The organism is Citrobacter sp. CK191 (assembly GCF_030333435.1).
Taxonomy (GTDB): Bacteria; Pseudomonadota; Gammaproteobacteria; order Enterobacterales; family Enterobacteriaceae; genus Citrobacter_B; species Citrobacter_B koseri.
Genome location: NZ_JAOWFX010000031.1, coordinates 1,037,120 through 1,062,823 on the forward strand (window position 1 = coordinate 1,037,120; position 25,704 = coordinate 1,062,823).

At 52.7% G+C, this 25,704-nt stretch carries 25 protein-coding genes; 9 read left to right on the forward strand and 16 right to left on the reverse strand.

The annotated features are described in order from the left end of the window. Window positions 1–34: 34 nt before the first annotated feature. Entirely contained in the window at window positions 35–556 is a 522-nt protein-coding gene (locus tag OGV82_RS16535; protein ID WP_101744397.1) for a GNAT family N-acetyltransferase, read from the reverse strand. Window positions 557–879: 323 nt separating this feature from the next. Between OGV82_RS16535 and OGV82_RS16540 the strand changes: the two genes are divergently transcribed. Then, window positions 880–1,206, forward strand: coding sequence for a GFA family protein (locus tag OGV82_RS16540; RefSeq protein WP_024130336.1), 327 nt, complete (start codon window positions 880–882; stop codon window positions 1,204–1,206). A 159-nt stretch (window positions 1,207–1,365) separates the two neighbouring features. On the opposite strand, the gene OGV82_RS16545 is transcribed toward OGV82_RS16540, so the two are convergent. From OGV82_RS16545 to sad, 5 genes are all read right to left on the reverse strand, one after another. Then, window positions 1,366–2,817, reverse strand: a complete 1,452-nt coding sequence (locus OGV82_RS16545) for a tagaturonate reductase (protein WP_101744399.1) — start codon at window positions 2,815–2,817, stop codon at window positions 1,366–1,368. 149 nt (window positions 2,818–2,966) lie between these two features. Next, window positions 2,967–3,326 carry a DUF4186 domain-containing protein gene (locus OGV82_RS16550; protein WP_049010515.1) on the reverse strand — a complete coding sequence of 120 codons (360 nt, stop codon included), beginning with the start codon at window positions 3,324–3,326 and terminating at the stop codon, window positions 2,967–2,969. Next, window positions 3,326–4,252 (reverse strand): glutaminase B, encoded by a 927-nt coding sequence (gene glsB / locus OGV82_RS16555; protein WP_058669100.1) that lies wholly within the window; start codon window positions 4,250–4,252, stop codon window positions 3,326–3,328. Before glsB ends, OGV82_RS16550 begins: the two co-directional genes overlap by 1 nt. Before the next feature lie 63 nt (window positions 4,253–4,315). After that, window positions 4,316–5,905, reverse strand: a complete 1,590-nt coding sequence (locus OGV82_RS16560; protein WP_047457125.1) for a methyl-accepting chemotaxis protein — start codon at window positions 5,903–5,905, stop codon at window positions 4,316–4,318. Between the two features lie 102 nt (window positions 5,906–6,007). Then, window positions 6,008–7,396, reverse strand: coding sequence for a succinate-semialdehyde dehydrogenase (gene sad, locus OGV82_RS16565; RefSeq protein ID WP_101744400.1), 1,389 nt, complete (start codon window positions 7,394–7,396; stop codon window positions 6,008–6,010). A 104-nt stretch (window positions 7,397–7,500) separates the two neighbouring features. Between sad and ptrR the strand changes: the two genes are divergently transcribed. The 3 genes from ptrR (at window position 7,501) to OGV82_RS16580 (ending at window position 10,751) form a co-directional block, all read left to right on the forward strand. Continuing rightward, a complete protein-coding gene (ptrR, locus tag OGV82_RS16570) occupies window positions 7,501–8,367 on the forward strand; it encodes a putrescine utilization regulator PtrR (protein ID WP_047457132.1) in 867 nt (288 codons plus the stop codon). Between the two features lie 81 nt (window positions 8,368–8,448). Further along, window positions 8,449–9,393 carry an L-lactate dehydrogenase gene (locus OGV82_RS16575; RefSeq protein WP_101744401.1) on the forward strand — a complete coding sequence of 315 codons (945 nt, stop codon included), beginning with the start codon at window positions 8,449–8,451 and terminating at the stop codon, window positions 9,391–9,393. A gap of 164 nt (window positions 9,394–9,557) precedes the next feature. After that, window positions 9,558–10,751 (forward strand): sugar transporter, encoded by a 1,194-nt coding sequence (locus OGV82_RS16580; RefSeq protein ID WP_012132421.1) that lies wholly within the window; start codon window positions 9,558–9,560, stop codon window positions 10,749–10,751. A 658-nt stretch (window positions 10,752–11,409) separates the two neighbouring features. Here OGV82_RS16580 and OGV82_RS16585 read toward each other — a convergent pair. Then, window positions 11,410–12,075 (reverse strand): MarC family NAAT transporter, encoded by a 666-nt coding sequence (locus OGV82_RS16585; protein WP_012132423.1) that lies wholly within the window; start codon window positions 12,073–12,075, stop codon window positions 11,410–11,412. A gap of 250 nt (window positions 12,076–12,325) precedes the next feature. On the opposite strand from OGV82_RS16585, the gene marR reads away from it, so the two are divergent. The 3 genes from marR to marB are packed head-to-tail and all read left to right on the forward strand — an operon-like array spanning window position 12,326 to window position 13,411. Next, the gene (gene marR / locus OGV82_RS16590; RefSeq protein ID WP_012132424.1) at window positions 12,326–12,760 is read left to right on the forward strand and encodes a multiple antibiotic resistance transcriptional regulator MarR; all 435 of its coding nucleotides are present in this window, start codon (window positions 12,326–12,328) and stop codon (window positions 12,758–12,760) included. Between the two features lie 18 nt (window positions 12,761–12,778). After that, window positions 12,779–13,162, forward strand: coding sequence for an MDR efflux pump AcrAB transcriptional activator MarA (gene marA / locus OGV82_RS16595; protein ID WP_024130339.1), 384 nt, complete (start codon window positions 12,779–12,781; stop codon window positions 13,160–13,162). A gap of 30 nt (window positions 13,163–13,192) precedes the next feature. Further along, window positions 13,193–13,411: a multiple antibiotic resistance protein MarB gene (gene marB / locus OGV82_RS16600; protein WP_024130340.1), complete on the forward strand. Its 219-nt coding sequence runs from the start codon at window positions 13,193–13,195 to the stop codon at window positions 13,409–13,411. Window positions 13,412–13,443: 32 nt separating this feature from the next. Here marB and eamA read toward each other — a convergent pair whose 3' ends face one another. After that, window positions 13,444–14,343: an O-acetylserine/cysteine exporter gene (eamA, locus tag OGV82_RS16605; RefSeq protein ID WP_101744402.1), complete on the reverse strand. Its 900-nt coding sequence runs from the start codon at window positions 14,341–14,343 to the stop codon at window positions 13,444–13,446. A gap of 195 nt (window positions 14,344–14,538) precedes the next feature. Between eamA and ydeE the strand changes: the two genes are divergently transcribed. Further along, window positions 14,539–15,726 (forward strand): efflux MFS transporter YdeE, encoded by a 1,188-nt coding sequence (gene ydeE / locus OGV82_RS16610; RefSeq protein ID WP_101744403.1) that lies wholly within the window; start codon window positions 14,539–14,541, stop codon window positions 15,724–15,726. Between the two features lie 46 nt (window positions 15,727–15,772). On the opposite strand, the gene urtE is transcribed toward ydeE, so the two are convergent. The 6 genes from urtE to OGV82_RS16640 form a co-directional block, all read right to left on the reverse strand. Then, window positions 15,773–16,471: an urea ABC transporter ATP-binding subunit UrtE gene (urtE, locus tag OGV82_RS16615; RefSeq protein WP_012132431.1), complete on the reverse strand. Its 699-nt coding sequence runs from the start codon at window positions 16,469–16,471 to the stop codon at window positions 15,773–15,775. Between the two features lie 9 nt (window positions 16,472–16,480). Beyond that, the gene (gene urtD / locus OGV82_RS16620; RefSeq protein WP_024130341.1) at window positions 16,481–17,278 is read right to left on the reverse strand and encodes an urea ABC transporter ATP-binding protein UrtD; all 798 of its coding nucleotides are present in this window, start codon (window positions 17,276–17,278) and stop codon (window positions 16,481–16,483) included. Continuing rightward, window positions 17,278–18,351 carry an urea ABC transporter permease subunit UrtC gene (gene urtC / locus OGV82_RS16625; protein ID WP_012132433.1) on the reverse strand — a complete coding sequence of 358 codons (1,074 nt, stop codon included), beginning with the start codon at window positions 18,349–18,351 and terminating at the stop codon, window positions 17,278–17,280. The genes urtD and urtC overlap by 1 nt, the downstream gene beginning before the upstream one ends. Then, complete coding sequence (gene urtB / locus OGV82_RS16630; protein WP_047457152.1) at window positions 18,351–19,925, reverse strand: urea ABC transporter permease subunit UrtB; 1,575 nt, start codon at window positions 19,923–19,925, stop codon at window positions 18,351–18,353. The genes urtC and urtB overlap by 1 nt, the downstream gene beginning before the upstream one ends. 44 nt (window positions 19,926–19,969) lie before the next feature. Further along, on the reverse strand, window positions 19,970–21,241 hold the full coding sequence (gene urtA / locus OGV82_RS16635; RefSeq protein WP_012132435.1) for an urea ABC transporter substrate-binding protein: 1,272 nt from the start codon (window positions 21,239–21,241) through the stop codon (window positions 19,970–19,972). Window positions 21,242–21,504: 263 nt separating this feature from the next. Next, the gene (locus tag OGV82_RS16640; protein ID WP_047457155.1) at window positions 21,505–22,608 is read right to left on the reverse strand and encodes a cobalamin-independent methionine synthase II family protein; all 1,104 of its coding nucleotides are present in this window, start codon (window positions 22,606–22,608) and stop codon (window positions 21,505–21,507) included. Between the two features lie 329 nt (window positions 22,609–22,937). Here OGV82_RS16640 and mgtS point away from each other — a divergent pair, with 329 nt between their 5' ends. Then, window positions 22,938–23,033 carry a protein MgtS gene (mgtS, locus tag OGV82_RS16645; protein WP_000901367.1) on the forward strand — a complete coding sequence of 32 codons (96 nt, stop codon included), beginning with the start codon at window positions 22,938–22,940 and terminating at the stop codon, window positions 23,031–23,033. A 336-nt stretch (window positions 23,034–23,369) separates the two neighbouring features. Here the strand turns inward: mgtS and OGV82_RS16650 are convergent, their stop codons facing one another. Continuing rightward, entirely contained in the window at window positions 23,370–24,260 is an 891-nt protein-coding gene (locus tag OGV82_RS16650) for a diguanylate cyclase (RefSeq protein WP_047457159.1), read from the reverse strand. Between the two features lie 182 nt (window positions 24,261–24,442). Next, window positions 24,443–25,621 carry a serine hydrolase domain-containing protein gene (locus OGV82_RS16655; RefSeq protein ID WP_052194391.1) on the reverse strand — a complete coding sequence of 393 codons (1,179 nt, stop codon included), beginning with the start codon at window positions 25,619–25,621 and terminating at the stop codon, window positions 24,443–24,445. Window positions 25,622–25,704 lie beyond the last annotated feature (83 nt).

Genomic DNA, 25,704 nt, shown 5'->3' on the forward strand with positions numbered 1-25,704 from the left:
CTGGAATACGGGGCCGTGACGACGGCCCATGCTTTTATTTATCCCATAAGCATTCAAGTTTTAAACACTCAGCGCCTTTGTATAAGCATTCATCATAAATACGGTAGCCCACATGCTCAGCAACACGAATGGACGGAATGTTATTCTTTGCGATAAGACAAATTGTCTTCGAGGGTGAAAACAAATGGACAAACCACTGATGCGCAGCGACGGCGGCTTCCTTTGCTACGCCAGCCCCCTGAGCTGAACGTGAAATAACCCATGATGCCTCGACACAGTTCTCAAAGTTTTCATCAATGCCACGATGAAAATTAGCCAGTCCTGTTTCGCCTAAAAACGTGCCGTCAGACTTTTGAAAAATAGAAAATATACCGTAACCAAAAATAGACCAATGCCCGATGTTTCTCAACAGGCGGTTCCACGCCTCTTCTGGCGTAAAGCCTGGGGCATTAACCAGATGAAATATTTTAGAGTCTGAATACATCGGATACCATACATCATAATCTGTGATGGCTTGAGGGCGCAGAATGAATCTTTCCGTGACGATAGCAGACATTATTTTCCACTCATTATGCTTACGTTGCTTCTATTGTAACTGAGTTATCCACTCATTCCGTCCAAAACTTTCTGTGGATAACGCGTTGGCGTTAATCCCGTGTGTTGACGGAAAAACGCAACAAATGCGCTGTCGCTGGCAAATTCCAATAGACAGATAGACACGGTTTTCCAGCCATTGAGATATCTGTTTAGCCTCCGTTGTAACACAGATCCCGCTTTGTCATTATGATCCTGCGTCTGTTCTCCTTTCTGCCATTCATCACTGGTTGAGTGTGGGATCATCTGATAGTGTCGGAAAATGAATGTTTAACGGAAATGACGATGAGCAAAGTCTATACTGGCGGCTGTCTGTGCGGTTTTATCCGTTTTTCGGCAGTAGCGCCGAAAAATCCACATACCTGTTCCTGCTCGATTTGCCAAAAACATACAGGTGCATATTCGGTCAGTTGGGTCGAGTTCGACGCTCAGGATGTGACGTGGACAGGACAAGGAGACAAGCCTGCGGTCTGGCGCTCTTCGGATATCTCCAGTCGGGCATTTTGTTCTCACTGCGGAAGTTCAGTAGGCGCAATTGATGATGCGCCTACCGTTGCGTTGTTAACTGGCGTATTTGACGAGCCTCAGGATGAAGATCTTCATGCGCATTAAGCGCATCGCCCTCACCCTGTCTGCCTGTTTCGCCAGCCCTCCCTTTTCTGCCTGACGGGTAAACGCACGGAAGTTTCAGACAGCGATTAATTTCCCCTCAAAAGTATGTTGTAACTAAATAACATGAAAACAAAACCCGGCCGCAGCCGGGTCAGATGATTAGCACAGCGGTTTTACCGCTTCACGCATCCCTTTCGTCAGGATTGCATCCAGGTCGGTCGTGACCTGTTCGACCAGACCTGCAACGTGCGTCAGATCCTGCCCCCAATGCGCGTCCACGGCCAGCACGGCATGAACCAAATCCTGTGTGCTGATAAGACCGTCGCTATGTTGATGCCACCACTGTTGATAGCGCTCAATCCAGTGCGCATCATCCTGGAGCGGATACGTCTCGCCGCGACGTTCACCACGATAAAATGCGATCAGCGCCGCAAGCGCAAACGTCAGGTGCGCCGGTAAAACGCCGCTGACCTGCTGCCCTGCCAGTAGCTGCGGTAAAATACGGGTGCGAAATTTAGTCATGCCATTTAACGCAATCGACAACAACTGGTGTTTAATATACGGATTCTGGAAACGCCCCGTCACCGCACTGGCGAACGACATTAATTCGTCGCGAGGTAAATCCAGCACCGGAATAATCTCTTCATAGATGGCTTTTTCAACAAAGGCGCAAATGTCGCGGTCATTCATGGCTTCACCAACGGTATCCAGCCCGGCCTGGAACGCAACGGGCACCAGCGCCGTATGCGCACCATTCAGGATCGCGACCTTACGCTCTTTGTACGGCTTGATGTCATCAACAATCAGCACATTGAGCGGATACTTATCAAGACGCAGCTCAGACGCTACCTTTTTTGGCCCCTGAATCACAAACAGATAAAAATGCTCCGCAGTATCGAGAAAAGCATCGTGATAGCCAAGTTCCGCTTCAAGTTGCGTCACTTCATCACGCGGATATCCGGTCACAATCCGGTCAACCAGCGTGGAGCAAAAGGTGTTCGCCTGATCCAGCCACTGCACAAACGCAGCGGACAAGTTCCACTCCTGAGCGTAACGCAGTACCAGTTCGCGCAACGCCTCACCATTGTAATCAATCAGTTCACAAGGAATGATAATCCAGCCTTTATCAAGCGCGCCGTCAAAACAGGTATAACGTTCAAACAGCAGTCGCGTCAGCTTCGCGGGGTAGCTGACCGCGGGCGCGTCATCAAATGCGTCACCGGCATGGTAGCTAATACCGGCTTCTGTGGTATTAGAGAAAACAAAACGCATGTCCGGGTTATGCGCCAGTTTCAGGAATTCATCGTAATCATCATAGACGCTGATTTCACGGTTAACAGAACGGATCAAACGCGCGTCGCTAACCGCCTCGCCCTTTTCATTCAAACCACGAATAATCGTGGTATAGAGCCCGTCCTGGGTACTCAATGACGGCGGAAACGTGCTTTCGATAGGGCGAACAATGACCACTCCGGCGTTCAAATCGGTATGTTCGTTCAGCAGATCAACTTGCCAGTCAACAAAGGCGCGCAGGAAGTTTCCCTCACCAAACTGAATGATGCGCTCAGGATAGCTGGCACCGGGAAAATCGCGACGGTTTAGAGTTTTCACAATGGGTTCCCTTCTTAATTAGTCATACAACCTGTTTGAATTGGTAGAACAGGTTAGCAAACTTTATGATATTGAAACCCTGTTTTGATCAAGTAGTCACGATTAATCAAAACTGTTTTATGCTTTAACATCTCTCACGACGCGGAGATTTACGGCTGATTCATCTGGATAACCAGCCAGTGGTGAATGACGGCGACAACATACTGCTGCTGTTCTTCACTCAGCGATTCTCCCTGAGGAATGTTGTGCCATTTCGCCAGACAACCACGGCAGCAGGTCGCCGTCGCGTGTTGGGCAATAAATACGGGGTGGCCGCGCATCGGCGTTTGTTTACCATCGTTGCGCGGAAAAGCCGGGGCCAGCCGCTTAGCAATAAACTCGGCGGCATGTTGATCAATAACCTGCGCGCCTTTATCCCAGCAATACTGCCTTTCTTTTGCGCCAAGACGAAACCGCGCGCGAAATGGCGAACGTGACAGGCGAGAAAAAAGTGGATCAAGCGCGTTCATCAGTAAACCGAACGACCTAATTGTTGGGTGAGTTGTTCAAGTACCGCAATACCCGCCAGGGAGTTACCCGCCGGGTCCAGTTCAGGGCTCCATACCGCAATCGCCATTTCGTGCGGGACAATCGCCACAATCCCGCCGCCAACGCCTGACTTGGCAGGTAATCCTACTCGCCAGGCAAATTCGCCTGCGTTCTGGTACATTCCACTGGTCGCCATCAGTGCGTTGATTTGTCGGGCCTGCATCGGCGAGACAACCGGTTCATCAAGGTGAAACGCCTGCCCCTGTCTGGCCAGAAAAACAAATGTACGCGCCAGTTCCGCACAGCTCATTTTCAACGCGCAGTAGTGAAAGTAATTTTGCAAAACGGTAGTGACATCATGCTGGAAATTACCAAATGACTTCATCAGCCAGGCAATAGCGGCATTGCGTGCGGAGTGCTCAAATTCAGAACGGGCAACTGTGACGTCATACGCAATATCCGACACGCCGCTAAGCGCCCGAACCACTTCCAGCATACGCTGGCGCGGCGCGCTCAGTCGCCCTTGCAGCATATCGCAAACCACCAGCGCGCCGGCATTAATGAACGGGTTACGCGGTATCCCTTGCTCCAGTTCCAGTTGCACCAGTGAATTGAATGGCGACCCGGAGGGATCTTTTCCGACACGTTGCCAGATTTCCTCTTCCGGGTAGTGACGCATCGCCACCACCAGACTCAGCACCTTTGATATGGATTGTATTGAGAAGCGTTCCTGCGCATCGCCAGCCTGATAGTATTGCCCGTCAACGGTGCAAATGGCGATCCCCAGTTTTGACCCATCGACAGAAGCCAGCGCAGGGATGTAATCAGCCACTTTCCCCTGTCCAATCAACGGGCGCACCTGCTGAAGGATGGTCTCTAAAATTGAATTGTCCATGGCCCTGGCCACAATGTGCTCCTTGCTCGCAGGTCTGAAAAGGCCTGCGAGTATAACAGAGCTGAATGTGCGGCGTCAGGCAGAAAGACGAAATCGCGCCACCGCGTTCAGAAGCTGATGAGATTCATGATGCAGTTGCAGCGATGACGCCGATGCAGTATTCACCAGGCTGCTGGTCTCTTGCGCCGCACGGTTAAGCGCCTGTAGCTGTCCCGTCATCTGGTGGATGCTGTCTCCCTGGCTTAACGTGGCGCCAGAGATGTCATTCAACAGTATGCCCAGATTGTCTACTAACGAAATCACCTGCTGTAAATTTTCTTCCAGTCGGTTAACCGCATGTGAACCCTCCTCGATTCCCTGCAAGGAGTGGTGGATAAGTTCCTGTATGTTCTGCGTGGACTGACTGCTTTTACGGGCCAGCAGCCCCACTTCTTTTGCCACCACGGCAAATCCGCGACCTTGTTCTCCGGCATGAGCTGCTTCGATAGCCGCGTTCAGCGCCAGGATATTGGTCTGGAACGCGACGCTATCAATCAGAGAGATGATCCCGCGCATTTCTGACGATCGTTCAACAATCGCCTGCATCGAACGGTTAACGGTCTCCATCATACGATCGCCGCCAGCCGCTACCTGACGCGCCTCGGCTGCACGTTGATTAGCCAGTCTGGCAAAGCCGCTATTGTCCTCGACATGCGTTTCCAGAAACGAGATATGCGAGGTGACACTACTTAACTCTTCGCTCTGTTTCGCCGATTGCTGATAAAGCTGTTTGTTGCTCTGCGCAAGCTGATCGATGTTGCCGACCATTGCGGTGGTGGCATCGCTCACCTGCTGCACCAGCTGCCTCAGCCCCTGTTGCATCGCATCAATGCGTGAACTGAGTTGCGCGACCTCGCGGTTAAACCCGCTCACCTTCGGCATTGGTTCGGACAGATCGCCTGCGGCCAGAATATTAATATGGGCGATCAGGCGGCGCAGCGGAGAAATAACCCAGCGAGACATGCCGCTCCAGACCAGCAGGGCAATCACCACCAGCACAAACGGGATGAACAAAAAGAGGTGCTGCAACCCTTCCAGGCTGGCAATCAGCTGCTGCCTGCCACCCTCTGTCTGACGCCCACTCTCTTGCTGAAAGCGAGCATAGTTTTCATTGAAATCTGTCTGAAACGCCTGAACAGGAACAGCAAAGAACGCGTCGATGGCGTTAGTCTGGCTCAAACCATCCGCCTGTTCCTGAATACCACTATAAAAACGCTGATAACTCTCAATCAGGCCGTCGTCTTTATGAGGGGCCATTGCAAGCCAGGCATCCCAGGCCGTTTTTGACTCTACCAGCGCCTGCTGAGCTTCATCCATCAACGGGCGCCAGCTGCCTTCTGATCCCGTTGCGGCATCCTGCATAAAGTAAACGCCCGCCCGGTTCAGCAGATCGCTTGCGGACAACAGCGCTACCCTCGCCTCATCCACCTTCGTTTGTTGCAGCAGTGCCTGCTGGTTACGTTGTTCGTTGCGCTGAGCGTCTCGCACGGAAAACGACAGCATCAGGGATGACGCAACCTGCAAAATAGAAAACAGCGCGATAATGCAAAATATTCCCGTTAACAGACCAAACTGGCGGGGAGTGAAACGACGAATTAAGCCTCGAAAAATTTGCGTTAAGTTCATGATATTCTTCTGTATCAATGCGTTATGCGCGAGTGTACGGAGAGAAAATGACAGAACTATTGCAGTAATGTGACATGGCGCCTCAAGAAGACGCCAGAATGATCACAGACGGTTTTTCCAGACAGTTTGTACGTTGCAAAACTCATGCAGGCCAAAATGGGAGAGCTCGCGACCAAAGCCGCTTTTCTTCACGCCGCCAAATGCCACACGCGGATCGCTGGCGCTGTATCCATTGATAAATACCCCGCCGCATTCCAGGCGCGATGCCATCTCCTGAGCCAGTACATCACGCGCAGTGAACAGCGTCGCCGACAACCCAAAGTCGCTGTCATTAGCCAGTTGCAAGGCATGTTCGGCGTTCTTCGCCACGGTAATCGCCGCCACGGGCCCAAACAACTCCTGACGAAACGCCGTCATCTCAGGCGTCACATCGCCCAGCACCGTCACGGCATAATAGTTGCCTTCCCCGGCGAGCTTTTCACCGCCCAGTAATAAACGCGCGCCTTCTGCTATTGATGCCTCCACTTGCTGATGCAGCTCATCCCGTAGATCAAAACGCGCCATAGGGCCGAGATCGTTCTCTTCCGCCAGTGGATCGCCCATTTTCAGTGCGCTGGCGGCGGCAACAAACCGTTCAGTAAATTCCCCGGCAATCCCCTCTTCAACAATAAAGCGCTTCGCCGCCGCGCATACCTGCCCGGTATTTTGATAGCGACCGGCGACAGCGGCTTTAACAGCCAGATCCAGATCGGCATCGTTAAGAACGATAAACGGATCGGAACCGCCCAGTTCAAGCACGCATTTTTTCAGCGCTGCCCCGGCCTGCGCGCCAATCGCGGCCCCGGCACGCACGCTGCCCGTTACCGTCACGGCGGCAATACGGGGATCGTTAATCATCTGGCTAACGCCGTCGTTACTGGCATTTACCCAGCCATAAACGCCCGCCGGAATATCGGCATCGGCGAAGATCTGCGCAATACGTTCAGCACAACCGATCACATTCGGCGCATGTTTTAGTAAATAGCCGTTACCCGCCAGCAGGATGGGAATCGCCCCGCGTAATACCTGCCAGAGCGGAAAGTTCCACGGCATGACCGCCAGTATTGTCCCCAGCGGACGATATGCAATCACCGCCTGCTGATTTTCCACCAGCGTCGGTTCCGGGTTAAGCATCGCGGGGCCATGTTCTGCATACCAGTCACAGAGCGCCGCAGATTTCGCCACCTCGGCGCGCGCCTGCCGGATCGGTTTTCCCATCTCACGGGAAATACTGTGCGCCATCTCGTCTGTACGGTTACGCAGCGCTTGCCCGATATCGCGAAGTTTCTGCGCCCGGAATGCCACCGTCGTGCGTTTCCATTCCTCAAGTCCACGGGCAGCCAGAGTAAGTGCATTTTCAATATCATCAGCGCTGGCCCACGGCATCATCGCCAACGTTTCACCGGTTGTCGGGTCCACGGAAATCGCATGTGTAGCAGGTGTCATCGTCATCGGTTTGTCTCTCTACGTTGCGGGATATGCCTGCATAATGGGCGCATTTACTCTTTCTGAAAAATGAATAATATTAAGCACTGCGTTCACAAAAAGAGAAAACCATGGATCTGACTCAGCTGGAAATGTTCAATGCCGTGGCCGAAACCGGCAGTATTACGCAGGCGGCGGCGAAGGTGCATCGCGTCCCGTCGAACCTCACTACGCGAATCCGCCAGCTTGAGGCCGATCTTGGCGTGGATCTGTTTATTCGTGAAAGTCAGCGGCTGCGCCTTTCTCCCGCCGGACATAACTTTCTGCGCTACAGCCAGCAGATCCTGGCGCTGGTTGATGAAGCGCGAATGGTGGTCGCCGGTGATGAACCTCAGGGACTGTTTTCACTCGGCGCGCTGGAAAGCACCGCTGCGGTACGCATCCCGGCCACGCTTGCCGGGTACAATCAGCGTTACCCCAAAATCCAGTTCGCCCTCTCTACCGGGCCTTCCGGGACAATGCTCGAAGGCGTTCTGGAAGGCAGACTTAACGCAGCGTTTGTTGATGGCCCGATTACTCATCCGGGTCTTGAAGGTATGCCGGTATACCGTGAAGAGATGATGATTGTCGCCCCTCATGGGCATTCCCCCGTACGGCGGGCAAAAGACGTGAATGGCAGCAATATCTACGCCTTTCGCGCAAACTGCTCTTATCGCCGTCACTTTGAAAGCTGGTTTCATGCCGATCGCGCGATGCCCGGCACCATTCATGAAATGGAGTCGTACCACGGCATGCTGGCGTGCGTTATCGCCGGAGCGGGCATCGCGCTGATCCCTCGTACCATGCTGGAAAGTATGCCCGGGCATCATCAGGTTGAAGCCTGGCCGTTGAGCGAAGAGTGGCGATGGCTGGACACCTGGCTTGTGTGGCGTCGCGGGGCAATGACCCGTCAACTGGACGCGTTTATCGCCCTGCTGAATCCGTCCTCGCAGCCATAGCATTATCCTATGGGTTTGGGGCTACGCCTGCCGGGAGAAGCGTTTTATACTGCGCAAGACGAAAACGGATATGGAACAGTCATGAACACCAAAGCGCGTAAAGTGATGATCATTGGGGCAGGTAATGTTGGCGCATCAGCAGCTTACGCTCTGCTCAATCAGAATATTTGTGAAGAACTGATTCTGGTCGATTTGAACAGAGATCGTTCGGAAGGCCATGCTTTGGATCTCGCCGATGCAGCGGCCTACATGCCGGGGATGATGACCATTTCCACCCGGGAGGCGCATGAATGCGCCGATGTCGATATCGCCGTGATTACCGTTTCCGGCGGCGCATTAAAACCAGGGCAAACACGGCTTGATGAGCTGAACAACACTGCGCGGATCGTCCAAAAGATCGTGCCGGAAATGATGGATGGCGACTTTAACGGCATCTTTCTTATTGCCACCAATCCTTGCGATATCATTACCTGGCAGGTATGGACGCTATCAGGCCTGCCGCGCAGCCAGGTAATCGGCACCGGCGTCTGGCTGGACACCACCCGTTTACGGCGCGCGCTGGCGCAGGAACTGGATATCGGCGCGCAAAGCATCGATGCCTTTATTCTGGGAGAGCATGGCGATACGCAATTCCCGGTCTGGTCCCACTCCTCCGTCTACGGTTCTCCGATTGCGGATGTTTATCAACGCCGTACGGGTAAAATCCTGGACGTCGAGGCGATGGCGGAAAAAGTGCGCAAACATGGGTTTGAAATCTATAACCGCAAGGGCTGCACTGAATATGGTATTGCCGGAACCATTGCGGAAATTTGCCGGAACGTCTTCACCGGAAGCCATCGGGCGCTGGCCATCTCCTGCGTACTGGAGGGGGAATACGGCGTTGACGGCGTCGCCATCGGCGTACCGGCGGTGCTGACTCAAAGCGGTGTTCAACAAATTATCGAATTACAGTTAGCCGATGATGAGCTGGCGAAATTCAGATACTCCGCCGAAGTCATCAAAGCGAATATCGCAAAACTCCCCTGAATACGGTGTCCGGGATGATTTCCATACCCGGACGCTATTTCGTTTGTTTCATCAATCGGCTCATCAACGATAATGAGACATACATCACAAAATGATTGTATTTTCGCCAGCAAACGTTTTAAGATCGTGACCTCGCCTTTTCGCAACTAACCCGATTTACTCTTATGACAACAAACACTGTTTCCCGCAAGGTCGCGTGGCTACGGGTAGTTACGCTTGCTATTGCCGCTTTTATTTTCAATACCACAGAGTTTGTCCCTGTTGGCTTACTGTCGGACATCGCCCGGAGCTTTGCTATGCCGACCGCGCAGGTCGGGATTATGCTGACGATCTATGCCTGGGTTGTGGCGCTGATGTCGTTGCCCTTTATGTTGCTGACCAGTCAGGTTGAGCGGCGTAAACTGCTAATCTGCCTGTTTGTTCTCTTCATTGCCAGCCATGTGCTCTCCTTCCTGGCATGGAATTTTACCGTGCTGGTAATCAGCCGCATCGGGATCGCGTTTGCACACGCTGTCTTCTGGTCTATTACCGCTTCGCTGGCCATTCGCCTTGCGCCGCCAGGCAAACGCGCGCAGGCACTGAGTCTGATCGCCACCGGAACCGCGCTGGCGATGGTGCTGGGGCTGCCTATCGGGCGTATCGTTGGTCAATACTTCGGCTGGCGAACAACGTTCTTCGCCATTGGTATAGGGGCGTTAATCACGCTGGTATGCCTGATCAAACTGCTGCCGAAATTGCCCAGCGAACATTCTGGGTCACTAAAAAGTCTGCCGCTGCTGTTCCGTCGCCCGGCGCTAATGAGTATTTATTTACTGACTGTCGTGGTGGTCACCGCACACTATACGGCATACAGCTATATTGAACCGTTTGTACAAACGGTGGCGGGTCTGAGCGCAAACTTTGCCACGGTATTACTGCTGATCCTCGGCGGCGCCGGGATTATCGGCAGCGTGGTATTCGGCAAACTGGGTAATCAGTACGCCTCGCCGCTTATCAGCATTGCCATTATGCTGCTGGTGATTTGCCTGATGCTCCTGCTGCCCGCAGCAGACAGCGAAAGCCATCTTGCCGTGCTGAGTATTTTCTGGGGCATCGCCATTATGGTGATAGGCCTGGGGATGCAGGTGAAAGTCCTGGCACTGGCGCCGGACGCCACCGATGTGGCAATGGCGCTGTTCTCAGGCATTTTTAATATTGGCATTGGCGCTGGCGCATTGGTGGGGAATCAGGTGAGTTTACACTGGTCGATGTCCACTATTGGCTACGTCGGCGCAGTGCCAGCCCTGGCGGCGCTGGTGTGGTCGATCATTATCTTTCGCCGCTGGCCTGTTTCGCTGGAAGAGCAGCCGCAGCATTGAAGTAAAACCCCAATAAAATGACTTTTTTATAAAGGGCCAGAGCAGGTAAGTTCTGGCCCTTTACTCGTTTCTTATCAATGTTACTTAATGAACGATAAGATCAGTTGCAATGATGCAACGATGAACTCAAGAACCACAATAATCGTGCTTAAGATATTCACCACGCTTTCTTCCTCTTAAAGAGGAATGCGATTACTCCGGCTTATCCTCTCCTTGCCCGTCCACCGAAGATCAAGTGTGTTAAGTTTGGTTTATCGCATTCCTGGCCCAGGCGCTCGCAGGTACCACCCCGTAAGCCAGGACTTAGAAACTTTTTCTGCACAGGAGCAAAAGCCAGTAAAACGATAATCAACACACCTGCGCAGTATAACCTTCCCCGAAAAACGCATCAACACAATGATTTTTATACATTAATTCACAGGGTGTATATAAAAACATAAATAATTCAGCACCGAATATAAGACGGCTTAGCGATGTAATCATTAACGGTTAGATTTGTATGATGGCCTGATGTGGCGTAAGATAATGCGCGTGTTAAGTTTGGTTTATCGCACTTTTTATAAGTGCTGAAGCCTTTCCTGAATCAATGACTGGCTTCAAAAATAAAAACCACCGCTACCAACGGTGGTTTTTATTTTTTCAGGGCAACACATGTCACTTAATGGTAAGTCTTAATAATTTCCAGCACGCCGTTAATGATAAACTGCACGCCCATACAGACCAGTAAGAAGCCCATCAGACGGGAAATAGCTTCAATTCCCCCCTTGCCGACCAGGCGCATAATCGCCCCTGAGCTGCGCAGAGAACCCCACAGAATCACTGACACCGCCAGAAAAATAAGCGGTGGTGCCACCAGAATAACCCAGCCGGGAAAATCGACGCCGTGACGTACGGTAGAGGCCGAACTGATGATCATCGCGATCGTCCCCGGCCCTGCGGTGCTCGGCATCGCCAGCGGAACAAAAGCGATATTGGCAGAAGGCTCATCCTCCAGCTCTTCTGACTTGCTTTTCGCCTCCGGCGATTCGTGCGCCTTCTGCTGCGGGAACAACATCCGAAAGCCGATAAAGGCGACAATCAGCCCACCCGCAATGCGCAAACCGGGGATGGAAATTCCAAAGGTGTTCATCACCAGTTGACCGGCGTAATACGCAACCATCATGATGGCGAACACATACACGGAGGCCATCAGCGACTGACGGTTACGCTCCGCGCTGTTCATATTACCGGCCAGGCCTAAAAACAACGCCACCGTGGTTAGCGGGTTCGCCAAAGGCAGCAGGACAACCAGCCCAAGCCCTATCGCTTTAAACAAATCCATCATAATGCCATCTCTTCCCCATCAAGCTCGTTGTAAGCGGCAAGTATAAAGGGAAAACGCGGCGTTTCGCCATTAAGCATTCATTATGTCGAATAAGCATAACCAGTAATTATTATTAATAAATTACCCCGTGATGCAGCCCCTGCACTGACGCGTTTTAGCAAATCGTGGCATCCCCTTATTCATTCGATTGACTTATATTTGCCTGGGCAATAGTATCTGCCGTGACTAACTACTTGCCGGGGCAACCATTGTGAAAAGCACCAGTGACCTATTCAACGAAATCATCCCGCTGGGTCGCTTGATCTACATGGTCAATCAGAAAAAAGATCGTCTGTTGAACGACTATCTGTCGCCGCTGGATATCACCGCATCGCAGTTTAAGGTGCTCTGTTCTATCCGTTGCGCGGTATGCATTACCCCGGTCGAGCTGAAGAAAGTGCTGTCTGTCGATCTCGGCGCATTGACGCGCATGCTTGATCGGCTGGTCTGTAAAGGCTGGATCGAAAGACTGCCAAATCCACATGACAAACGCGGCGTGCTGGTGAAACTCACCGAACACGGCGCGGCAATTTGTGAGCAATGTCATCAGTTAGTAGGACAAGACCTGCACCAGGAACTAACAAAAAACTTAACGGCGGATGAAGTGGCAACACTTGAGCTTTTGCTTAAGAAAATCCTGCCGTAAACAGAAAGAGGTATGACGATGTCCAGACGCAATACTGACGCTATTACCATTCATAGCATTTTGGACTGGATCGAAGATAACCTGGAATCGCCGCTCTCACTGGAAAAAGTGTCAGAGCGTTCAGGTTACTCCAAATGGCACCTGCAACGGATGTTTAAAAAAGAGACCGGTCACTCATTAGGCCAGTACATCCGCAGTCGCAAAATGACTGAAATAGCCCAGAAATTAAAAGAAAGTAACGAGCCGATCCTGTACCTGGCGGAACGTTATGGCTTTGAGTCACAGCAGACGCTGACCCGGACATTTAAAAACTATTTCGACGTTCCACCGCATAAGTACCGTATTACCAATATGCATGGCGAATCCCGGTATTTGCATCCACTCAACCATTGTAATTGCTAATCGCCTGTTAATGACGTAATCGAGGAAATCATGAAATCTCTGTCTTCCGCAATGCTGGCTGTGCTGCTTGTCGTCTCTGGCCAAAGCATTGCGGAGCAAACCGCACAACCTGGAACACAAAATGATCGCGATGCGATGGTCATGCCGTCTGCGCATGATCAGTCGCCATTCGATTTCAATCATATGGGTGCGGGAAGCGATAAATCCGACGAATTAGGCGTACCGTATTACAACGGACACAGCCTGTAATTCGTTTTTGCCCCGCCACTGCGGGGCTTTTTTTATCCCCTTACCTGCGCCGTTTTGCGCAGCCGAAAACCAAACACGTTGATGTACAAACCCGCCATAATCAGCACCGCGCCAAGAAACTGTAACCCGGTAAGCGTCTCATTAAGCAACACGGCCGCGCTGGCCAACCCCACAACCGGCACCAGCAAAGACAGCGGCGCCACGCGCCAGGTTTCATAGCGTCCGAGCAACGTTCCCCAGATCCCGTAACCGACAATCGTGGCGATAAACGCCAGATACACCAGCGATAAAATCGTCGTCATATCAATCGCGATCAGGCTCTGAACCATCTGCGCAGAACCGTCCAGAATCAAAGAGGCCAGAAAGAAGGGAATAATCGGGATCAGCGCGCTCCAGACCACCAGCGACATCACCGCCGGGCGAGTGGCATGTTGCATGATCTTCTTATTGAAAATATTCCCGCACGCCCAGCAGAACGCCGCCGCCAGCGTTAACATAAACCCGAGCATCGCAATATGTTGCCCATTGAGGCTGGCTTCTATCAGCAGCAGAACGCCAAACACCGCCAGCGCGATACCGGCCACCTGCTTGCCCTGCAAGCGCTCGCCGAACGCAAACGCGCCCAGCACGATGGTAAAAAACGCCTGCGCCTGTAGCACCAGTGACGCCAGCCCGGCAGGCATTCCGAATTTAATCGCACAAAAGAGAAACGCGAATTGACCAAAACTGATGGTCAGGCCGTAGCCGAGTAACAGCGACAGCGGGATTTTCGGGCGCGCAACGAAGAAGATGGCCGGAAACGCGACCAGCAAAAAACGTAATCCCGCCAGCATCAGCGGCGGCATATTGTGCAGCCCGACTTTGATGACGACAAAGTTAAGCCCCCACACCACCACGACCAGTAACGCCAATAACCCGTCTTTACGCGACATACCACGGCCCCTGCAAATATTAAATTTTTGTAAACAAGTTAAGTTAACGGAAATCATCGCCCCGGAACAGATCATTAATTCAGGTAGGGCGGGACGAGCACTTTCGAACAACATCCCGGGTATACATCACACTTTTGCCGTGCTATTGCTTTAAATCACCAATAAATATAATGAAACGCATTGTCGGGCAGGAAAATGAACACAACGCTGAGACGCTCCACCCTCGCTTTACTCGCCTCATCACTGTTATTGACCATTGGGCGCGGCGCCACGCTTCCGTTCATGACGATCTATCTTAACCGCCAGTACGATCTGAGCGTCGATCTGATCGGCTATGCCATGACGGTAGCGTTAACCATCGGCGTGATTTTCAGCCTGGGTTTCGGCATCCTCGCGGATAAGTTCGATAAAAAGCGCTATATGCTTCTGGCAATTTCGGCGTTCTTGCTGGGCTTTATCGCCATCCCCCTGGTGCACAGCGTCACGCTGGTGGTGCTGCTTTTCGCCCTGATAAACTGCGCCTACTCCGTCTTTGCCACCGTGTTGAAAGCCTGGTTTGCCGACAATCTTTCCGCCACAACCAGGAGCAAAATATTTTCCCTCAACTATACCGTGCTCAATATTGGCTGGACCGTCGGGCCGCCGCTTGGCACCCTGCTGGTCATGCAAAGCATCAACCTGCCGTTCTGGCTTGCGGCCATTTGCTCTGCTTTCCCGCTGGTGTTTATCCAGACCTGGGTGAAGCGCGCAGAGACGCCCGTTGAAGGAACAACGGCGTCAGTCTGGTCGCCATCGGTGCTGTTACGCGATAAAGCCCTGCTCTGGTTTACCCTCTCGGCCTTCCTGGCGTCATTTGTCAGCGGCGCGTTCGCCTCATGTATTTCCCAGTATGTCATGGTCGTCGCGAACGGTAATTTTGCCGAAAAAGTGGTGGCTGTCGTACTCCCCGTCAACGCGGCGATTGTCGTCAGCCTGCAATATGCCGTAGGCCGTCGGTTAACGACCGCAAATATCAGACCCTTGATGGCGACCGGCACAATCTGTTTTGTGGCTGGGCTGGTTGGTTTTATGATTTCAGGAAACAGCCTGCTGCTCTGGGGGCTCTCCGCCGCCGTATTTACCATTGGCGAGGTTATTTATGCCCCGGGCGAATATATGCTGATCGATAACATTGCTCCGGCGGGGATGAAAGCAAGCTACTTCTCAGCGCAGTCGCTTGGCTGGCTCGGCGCGGCGGTCAACCCGCTGGTCAGCGGCGTGATCCTCACCACCTTGCCCGCCTGGTCCCTGTTTGCGGTGCTGATCGTTGCGATTATTCTTGCCTGGGCGCTAATGCTAAAAGGGATGCGGGCCAGACCCTGGGGGCAGCCCGCAATGTGCTGACGGCACGCCAGACTGTGCCGGATAACGTCCGGTGCAGTCCCGGAACTCAGATCGCGACCAGCCCGCGAACGCCCTCCGCTTCCATATTCTCGCCCCTGCCGCTCTGAATAATGCTTCCCCGCGACATCAATAAGTAGTGATCCGCCAGTTGGGCGGCAAAATCATAGAACTGCTCCACCAGCAAAATCGCCATATCCCCCTGACGCGCCAGATGTGAAATCACCTGCCCAATCTCTTTGATCACTGACGGCTGTATCCCTTCGGTCGGTTCATCCAGAATTAACAGCTGAGGACGGCAGGCCAGCGCCCGGCCAATTGCCAGCTGCTGCTGTTGCCCCCCAGAAAGATCGCCCCCTCGCCGGTGCTTCATCTCTTTAAGCACCGGGAAAAGCGCGTAAATATCATCCGGCACCTGTTTTGCATCGCGGGCGGAAAAACGCGACAGCCCCAACAGCAGGTTTTCTTCTACCGTCAGGCGAGGAAAAATCTCCCGCCCTTGCGGCACATAGGCGACACCAGCCCGCACGCGCTGATGCGGTTTACGCTGGGTGATGTTCTTCCCCTGCCAGATCACATTGCCGGTGCGTGCCGGGATTAACCCCATCAGACACTTCAGTAAGGTGGTTTTTCCCACGCCGTTACGCCCAAGCAAACAGGTTACTTCGCCAATGCGGGCCTCAAAACTTACCCCGCGCAGGATATGACTGCCGCCGTAATATTGATTCAGTTCATTCACCTGTAACATCCGTCCTCCCTATCGCCCGAGGTAAACTTCAATAACCTGTTCATTGGCCTGGACGTCGCGCAGGCTCCCTTCCGCCAGCACGCGCCCCTGATGCAAAACGGTAACATGGTCGGCAATGGTTTCGACAAACCCCATGTCATGCTCCACCACCATCAGCGAGTGTTTCCCCGCCAGAGTGCGAAACAGCTCGGCGGTATACTCCGTTTCCGCGTCCGTCATCCCCGCCGCAGGTTCATCCAGTAGCAGCAGATGCGGCTCCTGTACCAGCAGCATACCGATTTCCAGAAACTGCTTTTGTCCGTGCGAAAGCAGCCCGGCGCGACGCCCACGCTCCGCGCCCAGGCGCAATAGCCCGAGCATCTCGTCAATGCGATCCCGCTGCTCGCCCGAGAGGCGCGCTCTTAACGTGGCCCAGACGGATTTATCCTCTTTCATCGCCAGTTCCAGATTCTCCTCCACCGTCAGGGCCTCAAACACGGTCGGTTTCTGAAATTTACGCCCAATGCCCTGGCGGGCAATCGCGATAGGATCGAGCGAAGTTAAGTCCGTGGACTGATCGTAAATCGCGCGTCCGCTTTGCGGCCGGGTTTTACCGGTAATCACATCCATTAAGGTGGTTTTTCCGGCGCCATTAGGGCCAATAACGCAGCGCAATTCCCCCACGCCAATGTTCAGGGTTAAATCCGTCAGCGCCTGGAAGCCGTCAAAATTGACGTTGATCCCTTCCAGTTGCAGAACCGGGTCTGTTTGATCGCGAAAACGATCCCCCGGCAACTGGCGGGTAAAAAGTCCGTCATCCGGTTGCATCATTTTTCTCCTTTGCGAAACAGACCAATGACGCCGCGCGGTAAAAACAGCGTAACGCCAATAAAGATCAGGCCGAGAAACAGCTGCCAGTACTCCGGCATAATCACCGTAAACAGACTTTTAGCGCCGTTCACCAGCACAGCGCCAAACACCGGGCCAATTAAGGTACCGCGACCGCCCAGCGCGACCCAGATAGCCGCTTCAATAGAGTTGGTCGGCGACATTTCGCTGGGGTTAATGATGCCGACCTGAGGAACGTACAGGGCGCCCGCCAGACCGCACAGAACAGCGGAGAGCGTCCATACCAGCAGTTTGAAGCCACGCGGATCGTACCCACAAAACATCAGGCGATTTTCCGCATCGCGCACGGCGGTCAGAACGCGGCCAAACTTACTGCGCGCAAGGAGATACCCCAGCCACAGCGCCAGCACCAGTAATATGACGGTCGCGAGAAACAGCGCAACGCGCGTGGAGGTCGCTGCAACAGGGAAGCCCAGCAACGTGGTAAACCCCGTAAACCCGTTATTGCCGCCAAACCCGGTTTCGTTACGGAAAAACAGCAGCATGCCTGCGAACGTCAGCGCCTGGGTCATAATGGAAAAATAGACGCCTTTGATTTTTGAGCGAAAGGCAAAATAGCCGAACACCAGCGCCAGCAGTCCCGGAACCAGCACGACCAGCAGCATCGCCCAGGCGAAGTGCTGCGTTCCCCACCAGAACCACGGTAATTCACTCCAGGAGAGGAAAGACATAAACGCGGGAAGTCCGTCGCCAGAGGCCTGACGCATCAGATACATTCCCATCGCATACCCGCCCAGCGCGAAGAAAATACCGTGCCCCAGAGACAGCATTCCGGCATACCCCCACACCAGATCCAGCGCCACAGCGACAATGGCGTAACAGAGGATCTTCCCGGCCAGCGTTAACACCCAGACCGGGACAGCCAGCGGGTGATCCGCAGGCAGCAGCGCCAGAAAAGGCAGAATCAGCAGCGCCGCCAGCAGGCAGAGGCCAAAAACCTGGACAGTACGCGGCGCTCTACGCGCCAGTGTTAATGTCATTGGCATGGTCATTAATCAATAACCCTCCCTTTCAGCGCAAACAATCCCTGAGGCCGTTTCTGGATAAACAGAACGATCGCAATCAGAATGACGATTTTGCCCAGCACCGCGCCCATTTGCGGTTCCAGAATCTTATTGAAGATACCCAACCCAAATGCGGCGGCCACGCTTCCCGCCAGTTGTCCGACGCCACCGAGCACCACCACTAAAAATGAATCAATAATATATCCCTGTCCCAGTTCCGGCCCGACGTTGCCCAGTTGCGACAAGGCCACGCCGCCCAATCCGGCGATCCCCGAGCCGAGGCCAAACGCCAGCATGTCCACGCGCCCCGTCGGCACGCCGCAACACGCCGCCATACTGCGGTTCTGCGTTACCGCGCGAACGCGCATCCCGAGGCGGGTTTTATTCAGCAATAGCCAGGTGAAAAACAGCACCAGCATGGCGAACCCCAGCACCACGATACGGTTCCAGGGCAACGTCAGGTTGGCATAGACCTGCACCCCGCCAGAAAGCCACGCAGGGTTGGCAACCTCCAGGTTTTGCGCGCCAAAGGTCATGCGTACCAGTTGGATCAGCATCAGGCTAATCCCCCAGGTCGCCAGCAGCGTTTCGAGAGGACGACCATAAAGATGGCGAATAATGCCGCGCTCCAGCGCCATTCCAGTTCCGGCGGCGATCAGGAAAGCAACCGGCAACGCCACAACGGGATAAAACGCCAGCCACTGTGGCATGAACTGCCCCATAAACTGCTGAACCATCCATGTGCTGTACGCGCCAAGCATCAGCATTTCACCGTGCGCCATATTGATTACGCCCAGTAATCCATAGGTGATCGCCAGCCCCAGGGCCGCCAGCAGCAGAATCGATCCCAGCGACAGCCCCATAAATGCCTGCCCCAGGAGATCGCCAATCACCATCCGCTGCGCGATTGCGTTCAGGCTTTCTGTCGCGGCCTCGCGAACACGCGCATCCGGTTCATGTTCAGCATCCGTAAAGGGTTGCAGGCGTGATTGCGTTTCCGGGTCGCCCGACTGCCCCAGTAAGACAATCGCCTGACGCCGGACGTCAGCGGAAAGACTCACCAGTTGCAGGTTAGCCAGCGCAATCTCCAGACGTGATGTCACTTCGCTTTCCGTTTCCTGCGCCAGCCGCTGCTGTAAAAGCGGCAGCATCGCGGGCGTGGCCTCCCGCTGTAACAGGCTGGCGGCAGCGGCTCTTTCCGTGACATTGTCACTTAATAGTTGATGCGTGGCTAACGCCCCGCTGACCAGGTTTCGCAGACGGTTAGTCAGACGAACCTTTTTCAGTTCGCCATCGGGCGCGGCGACAGCGCCGAGCGGCAGAACCTGCGTACCCTGCCGAATGAAAGCGTGCTTTGCGCTATCAGTCAGCACATTCTCACGCGCTAATGCGTTCAACAAAGGCAAACGCTGCGCCTCAGGCGTGATGGCCCATTGTTCTAATAACGTCGCCTGTTGCGCCCGGCTGGCGCCAACAAACACATCGGCATCGGTTGCCTGCACGATCCACGGCACCAGCCACGTCATTAGCAACACACCCCGAATAAAGCGCATGGCTTTCATGAAAGTGTTCTCCAGAATGTGCCCTCCCGCAGGAGGGCAAAAGATCAGTTGCTGGCGGTTTTAACAGGCTGGTCTGATTTTTTATCGTTACCGGCGATAAACGGGCTCCAGGGCTGGGCGCGAACCGGTTCGTCGGTTTGCCATACCACATTGAACTGGCCGTTATCTTCAATTTCGCCAATCATGACGGGTTTATGCAGATGGTGGTTGGTGGCGTCCATCGTCAGGGTGAAGCCAGACGGCGCAGCGAAGGATTGCCCCGCCATCGCCTCGCGGACTTTATCGACGTCGGTCGTACCGGCTTTTTCTACTGCCTGCGCCCACATATGCAGGCCCACATAGGTCGCTTCCATCGGATCGTTGGTCACGACGGTGTCGGCATTCGGCAGCTTATGCGCTTTGGCGTATGCCCGGTAATCCGCAACGAATTTCTGGTTAGTGGGGTTGTCGACAGATTCAAAATAGTTCCACGCCGCCAGGTTGCCCACCAGCGGTCTGGTATCGATACCGCGCAACTCCTCTTCACCGACCGAGAATGCCACGACCGGCACGTCTGTCGCTTTTATCCCCTGATTCGCCAGCTCTTTGTAGAACGGAACATTTGAGTCGCCGTTAATGGTAGAGACCACCGCCGTTTTGCCGCCCGCAGAGAATTTTTTGATATTGGCGACGATAGTCTGGTAATCGCTGTGTCCGAACGGGGTATACACCTCTTCAATATCTTTATCCTCGACGCCTTTGGCATGCAGCCAGGCGCGAAGGATCTTATTGGTGGTACGAGGATAGACATAATCGGTTCCCAGCAGGAAAAAGCGTTTCGCGCTGCCACCGTCTTCACTCATCAGATACTCGACAGCCGGAATAGCCTGCTGATTTGGCGCTGCGCCGGTATAGAAAACATTCGGCGATAACTCTTCCCCTTCGTATTGCACAGGGTAAAACAGCAGCCCGTTTAACTCTTCAAATACCGGCAACACCGATTTACGCGATACCGACGTCCAGCAGCCAAACACGACCGCGACTTTATCCTGGCTCAGCAGCTGACGCGCTTTCTCTGCAAACAGCGGCCAGTTTGAGGCCGGGTCAACCACCACCGGTTCCAGCTTTTTGCCCAGCACGCCGCCTTTAGCATTGATCTCATCAATCGTCATCAACGCCATATCTTTAAGCGGGGTTTCCGAAATGGCCATCGTGCCGGATAGCGAATGCATGATGCCGACCTTAATCGTATCGGCCGCCTGAACGCTAAAGCTCAGCCCCATCGCAACTACCGAGGCGGACAGTGCAAAGGCTTTTAATAATGTACGACGCTGCATAGTTTCACTCCTGAAATTAAGCTTGCTGGAAGTCCCGGTGCAACCGGACGGGCAAATGGTGCAAATTAAGGATGTTCAGAAGTGATAAGGCAAAATCGGTGCCAGATTTTTAAATGTCTATAAATATCAATTTATTAACCGGCAACAGGGCTGAAACAAGAAAATCGGAAACCACAAGGCGGGAAATACAACGAGGAAAATGATCCAGAATGAAACAGCGTTGCATTACGAATGTGCAACGCTGTGTAATAAAGAGAGGCAACTTACCAGACCTGACTGGCGATTTCGGTGATGAGGCGTACTTTGCCCCATTGCTGGGCCTCCGTCAGCGTATTCCCCTCTTCCGTGGAGGCAAATCCGCACTGTGGGCTAAGGCAGATCTGCTCTTTTACGACATAGCGCTCTGCCTCCTGCAAGCGGGCTTTCACCCCTTCCGGGTTTTCCAGCTCGCCGTTTTTCGTGGTCACCAGACCCAGAACCACCTGCTGACGTCCGGGCCGAACAAAGCGCAGCGGCGCGAAATCACCGGAGCGATCGTTATCATATTCCAGGAAAAACGCATCAACGTTCACCGTGCCGAACAACACTTCCGCCACCGGTTCATAGCCCCCTTCAGAGATCCACGTCGAACGGAAATTTCCCCTGCAAACATGCAGCCCGACCGTCAGATCGGCTGGTTTATCCTCCAGCGCACGGTTAATCACGCGGGCATAAATCTGCGCCAGTTCGTCAGGATCGTCACCCCGCTCACGAATCTGCTGACGTTGCTGGTCGGAGCACAAGTAAGCCCAGACGGTGTCATCCAATTGCAGATAACGACAGCCAGCTTCATAAAAAGCATGAATCGCATCGCGCCAGGTGGTAGCTAAATCATCGAAATAAGCGTCCAGATGCGGATAAACGGTAGCATCGATATCTTTGCGCCCGCCACGGAAATGCAGCACGCTGGGGGATGGAATGGTCATTTTGGGCTCGGCTGCGCCGCTAATGCTTTTCAGATAGCGGAAGTCTTCCAGCATAGGGTGATCGCCAAATCCCAGTTTTCCGGTAACGCGCACGCCGTGCGCTTTTGTCTGCACGCCATTAAACTGGATCCCCTTCTCAGCGTCATAGCGTTCAACGCCTTGCAGTCCATCGAAGAAATCAAAATGCCACCAGGCGCGGCGAAACTCGCCATCCGTGACGACATGCAGCCCGCAGGCACACTGCTGCTCCACAACGGTGCGGATAGCGTCATCTTCTACCGCGCGCAATTGTTGCGCCGTTATCTCGCCGCGTGCGAATTGCAAACGAGCTTGTTTGATCGTGTCCGGGCGTAAAAAACTGCCGACGATGTCTGCGCGAAACGGGGCCTGTTGTTTTTGCATGTGATCTCCTCATTCACCCGGCGTTAGTTGCCTGACGTGATAATTTATTATTTGAAGATTAGACTTCTGGATGGCTATGCGTCTAAAAATGACATGCAACCTGCTCACTGACAACCGAGAAAAATTCATCACCCTTGAAATAAATTCACATTGCCTCATCGTTTTGTGACGCTTTTTCATAGTCTGAAATCCCATACCGGAAAAATCCTGACGTTAACGTTGAAATAATCACCTAATTCAGCATTTGTTTAGATTTAATCTGCTACTATGGGTGCTCATGAGGTGAATTAAGGTAAGAGAGGAAACACACAAATAAAAGGAGGCATTATATGCTGGGTAATATGAACGTTTTCATGGCCGTTCTGGGAATTATTTTATTTTCTGGTTTTCTGGCCGCGTATTTCAGTCATAAATGGGATGATTAATGAACGGAGATAGCTCCTCACCGACAAGGCCCCTTGTAGCGTAACTGCACAAGGGGCCATTTTTTTACCCGCCCGGCAGACAGACAGACAAAAAAAACCGCCGGATAAACCAGCGGTGAATGCTTGCATGGATAGATTTGTGTTTTTACCTTATGCGTTATCAGGCAATTCCCTGCGCAGATAACGGATCATTGACCATCCTGACACAGGCAATATCAATGAAGGTTAAACAACATAGAACTAAACCAGCAAAACCGGTGTTTCGCGTTTCCATCCCTTTGCACACTTATGTCAGTGAATAACCGGTTATGTAAAGAGCGTGCCGTTCGGCTCATGCTACACACGCGTGATTTGCTGATCTTTGTCCATAAACATGCAGCGATTCCTTCCGGTTTGTTTACCCCGGTACATTGCCCTGTCTGCGCGTCCGATGACGACATCCAGCGGTTCTCCCTGCTGCGCCTGGGTAATGCCCGCAGTTACCGTTATCGAAAGTTCTCCATCAGGGTAGTTAATCGGATTATCCGCCACTAGCTGGCAGATACGTAACCCTGCCCGACAGGCCTGTTCATCCGTTTTTGTACGGATGATAATCACAAACTCCTCCCCGCCATAGCGGTAAGGCGTTTCATCGTAGCGCGTCCAGACGGATAAATTCGACGCCAGGGTGCGCAGCACGCTATCACCGACCAGATGACCATAGTTGTCATTGACCAATTTAAAGCGGTCAATATCAAAAAGCAGCAAATATAAATTAAGCGGTTGCGCATCAATAAGCTGACGATCGAAAGATTCATCAAGGACTCTGCGCCCGGGTAATCCGGTTAATATATCCATATTGCTGCGAATATTGAGCAGATATATTTTGTAGTCCATCACCGCCGAGGTAAATGCTAATAACGCTTCCTGAAAACTGTCAAAATGGTGATCTTCTGAACGTTTTTCCGCGATCGCCCGCAGTAATTCCCGACCTCGTGTATGCATGTGTTCATGAGCAATAATAATCTTGATAACAAAGCCCTTTTCTTCAGGTTCGTGTACCGGATGATTATTTAGCCATTGGCTGAACTGACACAGACAGTGAGAGTTGATATCGAAAATATCGGGTTGATTGACATCGCCAGACACTGTGCAACGAAACATTTTCACCAGCCACTGATAGTGGGCATCAATAGACTGGTTCAGATCTAACAAGATGGTATCGATTTCTATCGTTTTTTTAATCATTGCCGCTCCTTGGGCATACATCCTTGATGTACCGTAGTCTAGCGGTACAAAAGCAAATTTATGTCAATTTATTAATAGAAGGCCGAACCAGGAAATGGAGAATCTATAACGCTATGATTTTAAAGTGGTAATAAAGGAAAAAAGTGAATAATCCTGGAATATTTGCAATGCATTTAACATCTTTAATCGCCCTTCCTCTGCTGCGCCAGGCGAGTCAGGATCGTCTGACCGATATAATTACTCCAGTTGAAACTATTTTGCAAAACCACTACCGCGTTGCGATTTCTTTTATCAAACCCAATATAGCTGGAATACCCACCAATATATCCGACCTGATAGGTGATCTTTTGCGCAGAAAACTCATCACTCACCCACGCAATATTCGCTGCTTCTTTCTGTCGATAATAATAAGTCTGTGTGGCTTCAGCAAAAGCCCGATCGATGGCCGAAACGGTTGTGGATGTAAAATGCGCGCGGGCATAATTAGCCAGATCGCGGGCGCTACTGTATAAACTGGCCGCCCCCATCATATTTTTGTTAAAAACCCAGTCTGGCGTCAGATGGCCACGGGTAATGAGCTTAGGCTGATCGCCAGCATGGCCCAGCGCTCTTCGCGGGTATGCCTTCAATAAGGTGGGCGTATAACTGCTGTTTGTCATCGCCAGCGGTTCAAATATCATGCGTTGCGCCAGCGCCTGGATCGGCTCTCCCGTTCTGCGCTGCAAAATATACCCCAGGATGGCGTAGCCGATGTTGGAATACTGCGGAACGCGCGCGTCCGGCGCAGTAAAATCACTGAGATAACCCAGCACGGCGTCGCTGTCCAGCTGCGTATAAAAGTTCTCGCCGTTACTGAAATAGCGCATTAAGTTTTCCAGCGTCAGCAAATCCATAGGCTGCCGGGGCAAACCGGAAGTGTGAGTCACCAACTGGAGGAGCGTAATATTTTTGGCGTCAGGGCTTAAAGGCGTATTCTGTGGAAGCAACGTTTCCAGTGTATCCGTCCAGTTAAACACCCCTTCATCCACCAGCATCGTCGTCACTTCTGCCGTCACGCCTTTACTCAGCGAGCCTAAAGCGAACAGCGTATCTGGCGTGATGGGATAACGATTTTTATCATCGGTTATCCCGTAACTGTGAAATTCTGCCGGGCCATTATTCTGAATAACAGCAACAACGACGCCAGTCACCTCTTTTTCCCGCATATATTGCCGAATCATCGGATCAATACCGCGTCCGTAGTATCCCACCACAACTTGCGCGCTTTTTTGCGCAGGCATATCCAGCTGTGAAAGCGTGCTGTTGCCACACCCGATGAGCGCAAATAAGGATACGCAGAGCATCTGGTGTTTAATTTTCATTGTTCGCATCAGTTCTGATTCACAGACACAACAGGGTTTTTCTCAAACAAAGAGAAAAGCGGAAGAGAATACGAATACATGAA

What these genes read in the sequence shown, in the direction of transcription:
- OGV82_RS16540 (WP_024130336.1), top strand. Translation starts at nt 880, where the DNA reads ATGAGCAAAGTCTATACTGGCGGCTGTCTGTGCGGTTTTATCCGTTTT.
- urtD (WP_024130341.1), bottom strand. Translation starts at nt 17,278, where the DNA reads ATGCAACCGGATGACGGACTTTTTACCCGCCAGTTGCCGGGGGATCGT.
- eamA (WP_101744402.1), bottom strand. Translation starts at nt 14,343, where the DNA reads ATGTCGCGTAAAGACGGGTTATTGGCGTTACTGGTCGTGGTGGTGTGG.
- OGV82_RS16580 (WP_012132421.1), top strand. Translation starts at nt 9,558, where the DNA reads ATGACAACAAACACTGTTTCCCGCAAGGTCGCGTGGCTACGGGTAGTT.
- OGV82_RS16655 (WP_052194391.1), bottom strand. Translation starts at nt 25,621, where the DNA reads ATGAAAATTAAACACCAGATGCTCTGCGTATCCTTATTTGCGCTCATC.
- mgtS (WP_000901367.1), top strand. Translation starts at nt 22,938, where the DNA reads ATGCTGGGTAATATGAACGTTTTCATGGCCGTTCTGGGAATTATTTTA.
- OGV82_RS16650 (WP_047457159.1), bottom strand. Translation starts at nt 24,260, where the DNA reads ATGATTAAAAAAACGATAGAAATCGATACCATCTTGTTAGATCTGAAC.
- OGV82_RS16585 (WP_012132423.1), bottom strand. Translation starts at nt 12,075, where the DNA reads ATGATGGATTTGTTTAAAGCGATAGGGCTTGGGCTGGTTGTCCTGCTG.
- OGV82_RS16560 (WP_047457125.1), bottom strand. Translation starts at nt 5,905, where the DNA reads ATGAACTTAACGCAAATTTTTCGAGGCTTAATTCGTCGTTTCACTCCC.
- marA (WP_024130339.1), top strand. Translation starts at nt 12,779, where the DNA reads ATGTCCAGACGCAATACTGACGCTATTACCATTCATAGCATTTTGGAC.
- urtB (WP_047457152.1), bottom strand. Translation starts at nt 19,925, where the DNA reads ATGAAAGCCATGCGCTTTATTCGGGGTGTGTTGCTAATGACGTGGCTG.
- marB (WP_024130340.1), top strand. Translation starts at nt 13,193, where the DNA reads ATGAAATCTCTGTCTTCCGCAATGCTGGCTGTGCTGCTTGTCGTCTCT.
- urtE (WP_012132431.1), bottom strand. Translation starts at nt 16,471, where the DNA reads ATGTTACAGGTGAATGAACTGAATCAATATTACGGCGGCAGTCATATC.
- urtA (WP_012132435.1), bottom strand. Translation starts at nt 21,241, where the DNA reads ATGCAGCGTCGTACATTATTAAAAGCCTTTGCACTGTCCGCCTCGGTA.
- ptrR (WP_047457132.1), top strand. Translation starts at nt 7,501, where the DNA reads ATGGATCTGACTCAGCTGGAAATGTTCAATGCCGTGGCCGAAACCGGC.
- urtC (WP_012132433.1), bottom strand. Translation starts at nt 18,351, where the DNA reads ATGACCATGCCAATGACATTAACACTGGCGCGTAGAGCGCCGCGTACT.
- ydeE (WP_101744403.1), top strand. Translation starts at nt 14,539, where the DNA reads ATGAACACAACGCTGAGACGCTCCACCCTCGCTTTACTCGCCTCATCA.
- OGV82_RS16535 (WP_101744397.1), bottom strand. Translation starts at nt 556, where the DNA reads ATGTCTGCTATCGTCACGGAAAGATTCATTCTGCGCCCTCAAGCCATC.
- OGV82_RS16550 (WP_049010515.1), bottom strand. Translation starts at nt 3,326, where the DNA reads ATGAACGCGCTTGATCCACTTTTTTCTCGCCTGTCACGTTCGCCATTT.
- OGV82_RS16575 (WP_101744401.1), top strand. Translation starts at nt 8,449, where the DNA reads ATGAACACCAAAGCGCGTAAAGTGATGATCATTGGGGCAGGTAATGTT.
- sad (WP_101744400.1), bottom strand. Translation starts at nt 7,396, where the DNA reads ATGACGATGACACCTGCTACACATGCGATTTCCGTGGACCCGACAACC.
- OGV82_RS16640 (WP_047457155.1), bottom strand. Translation starts at nt 22,608, where the DNA reads ATGCAAAAACAACAGGCCCCGTTTCGCGCAGACATCGTCGGCAGTTTT.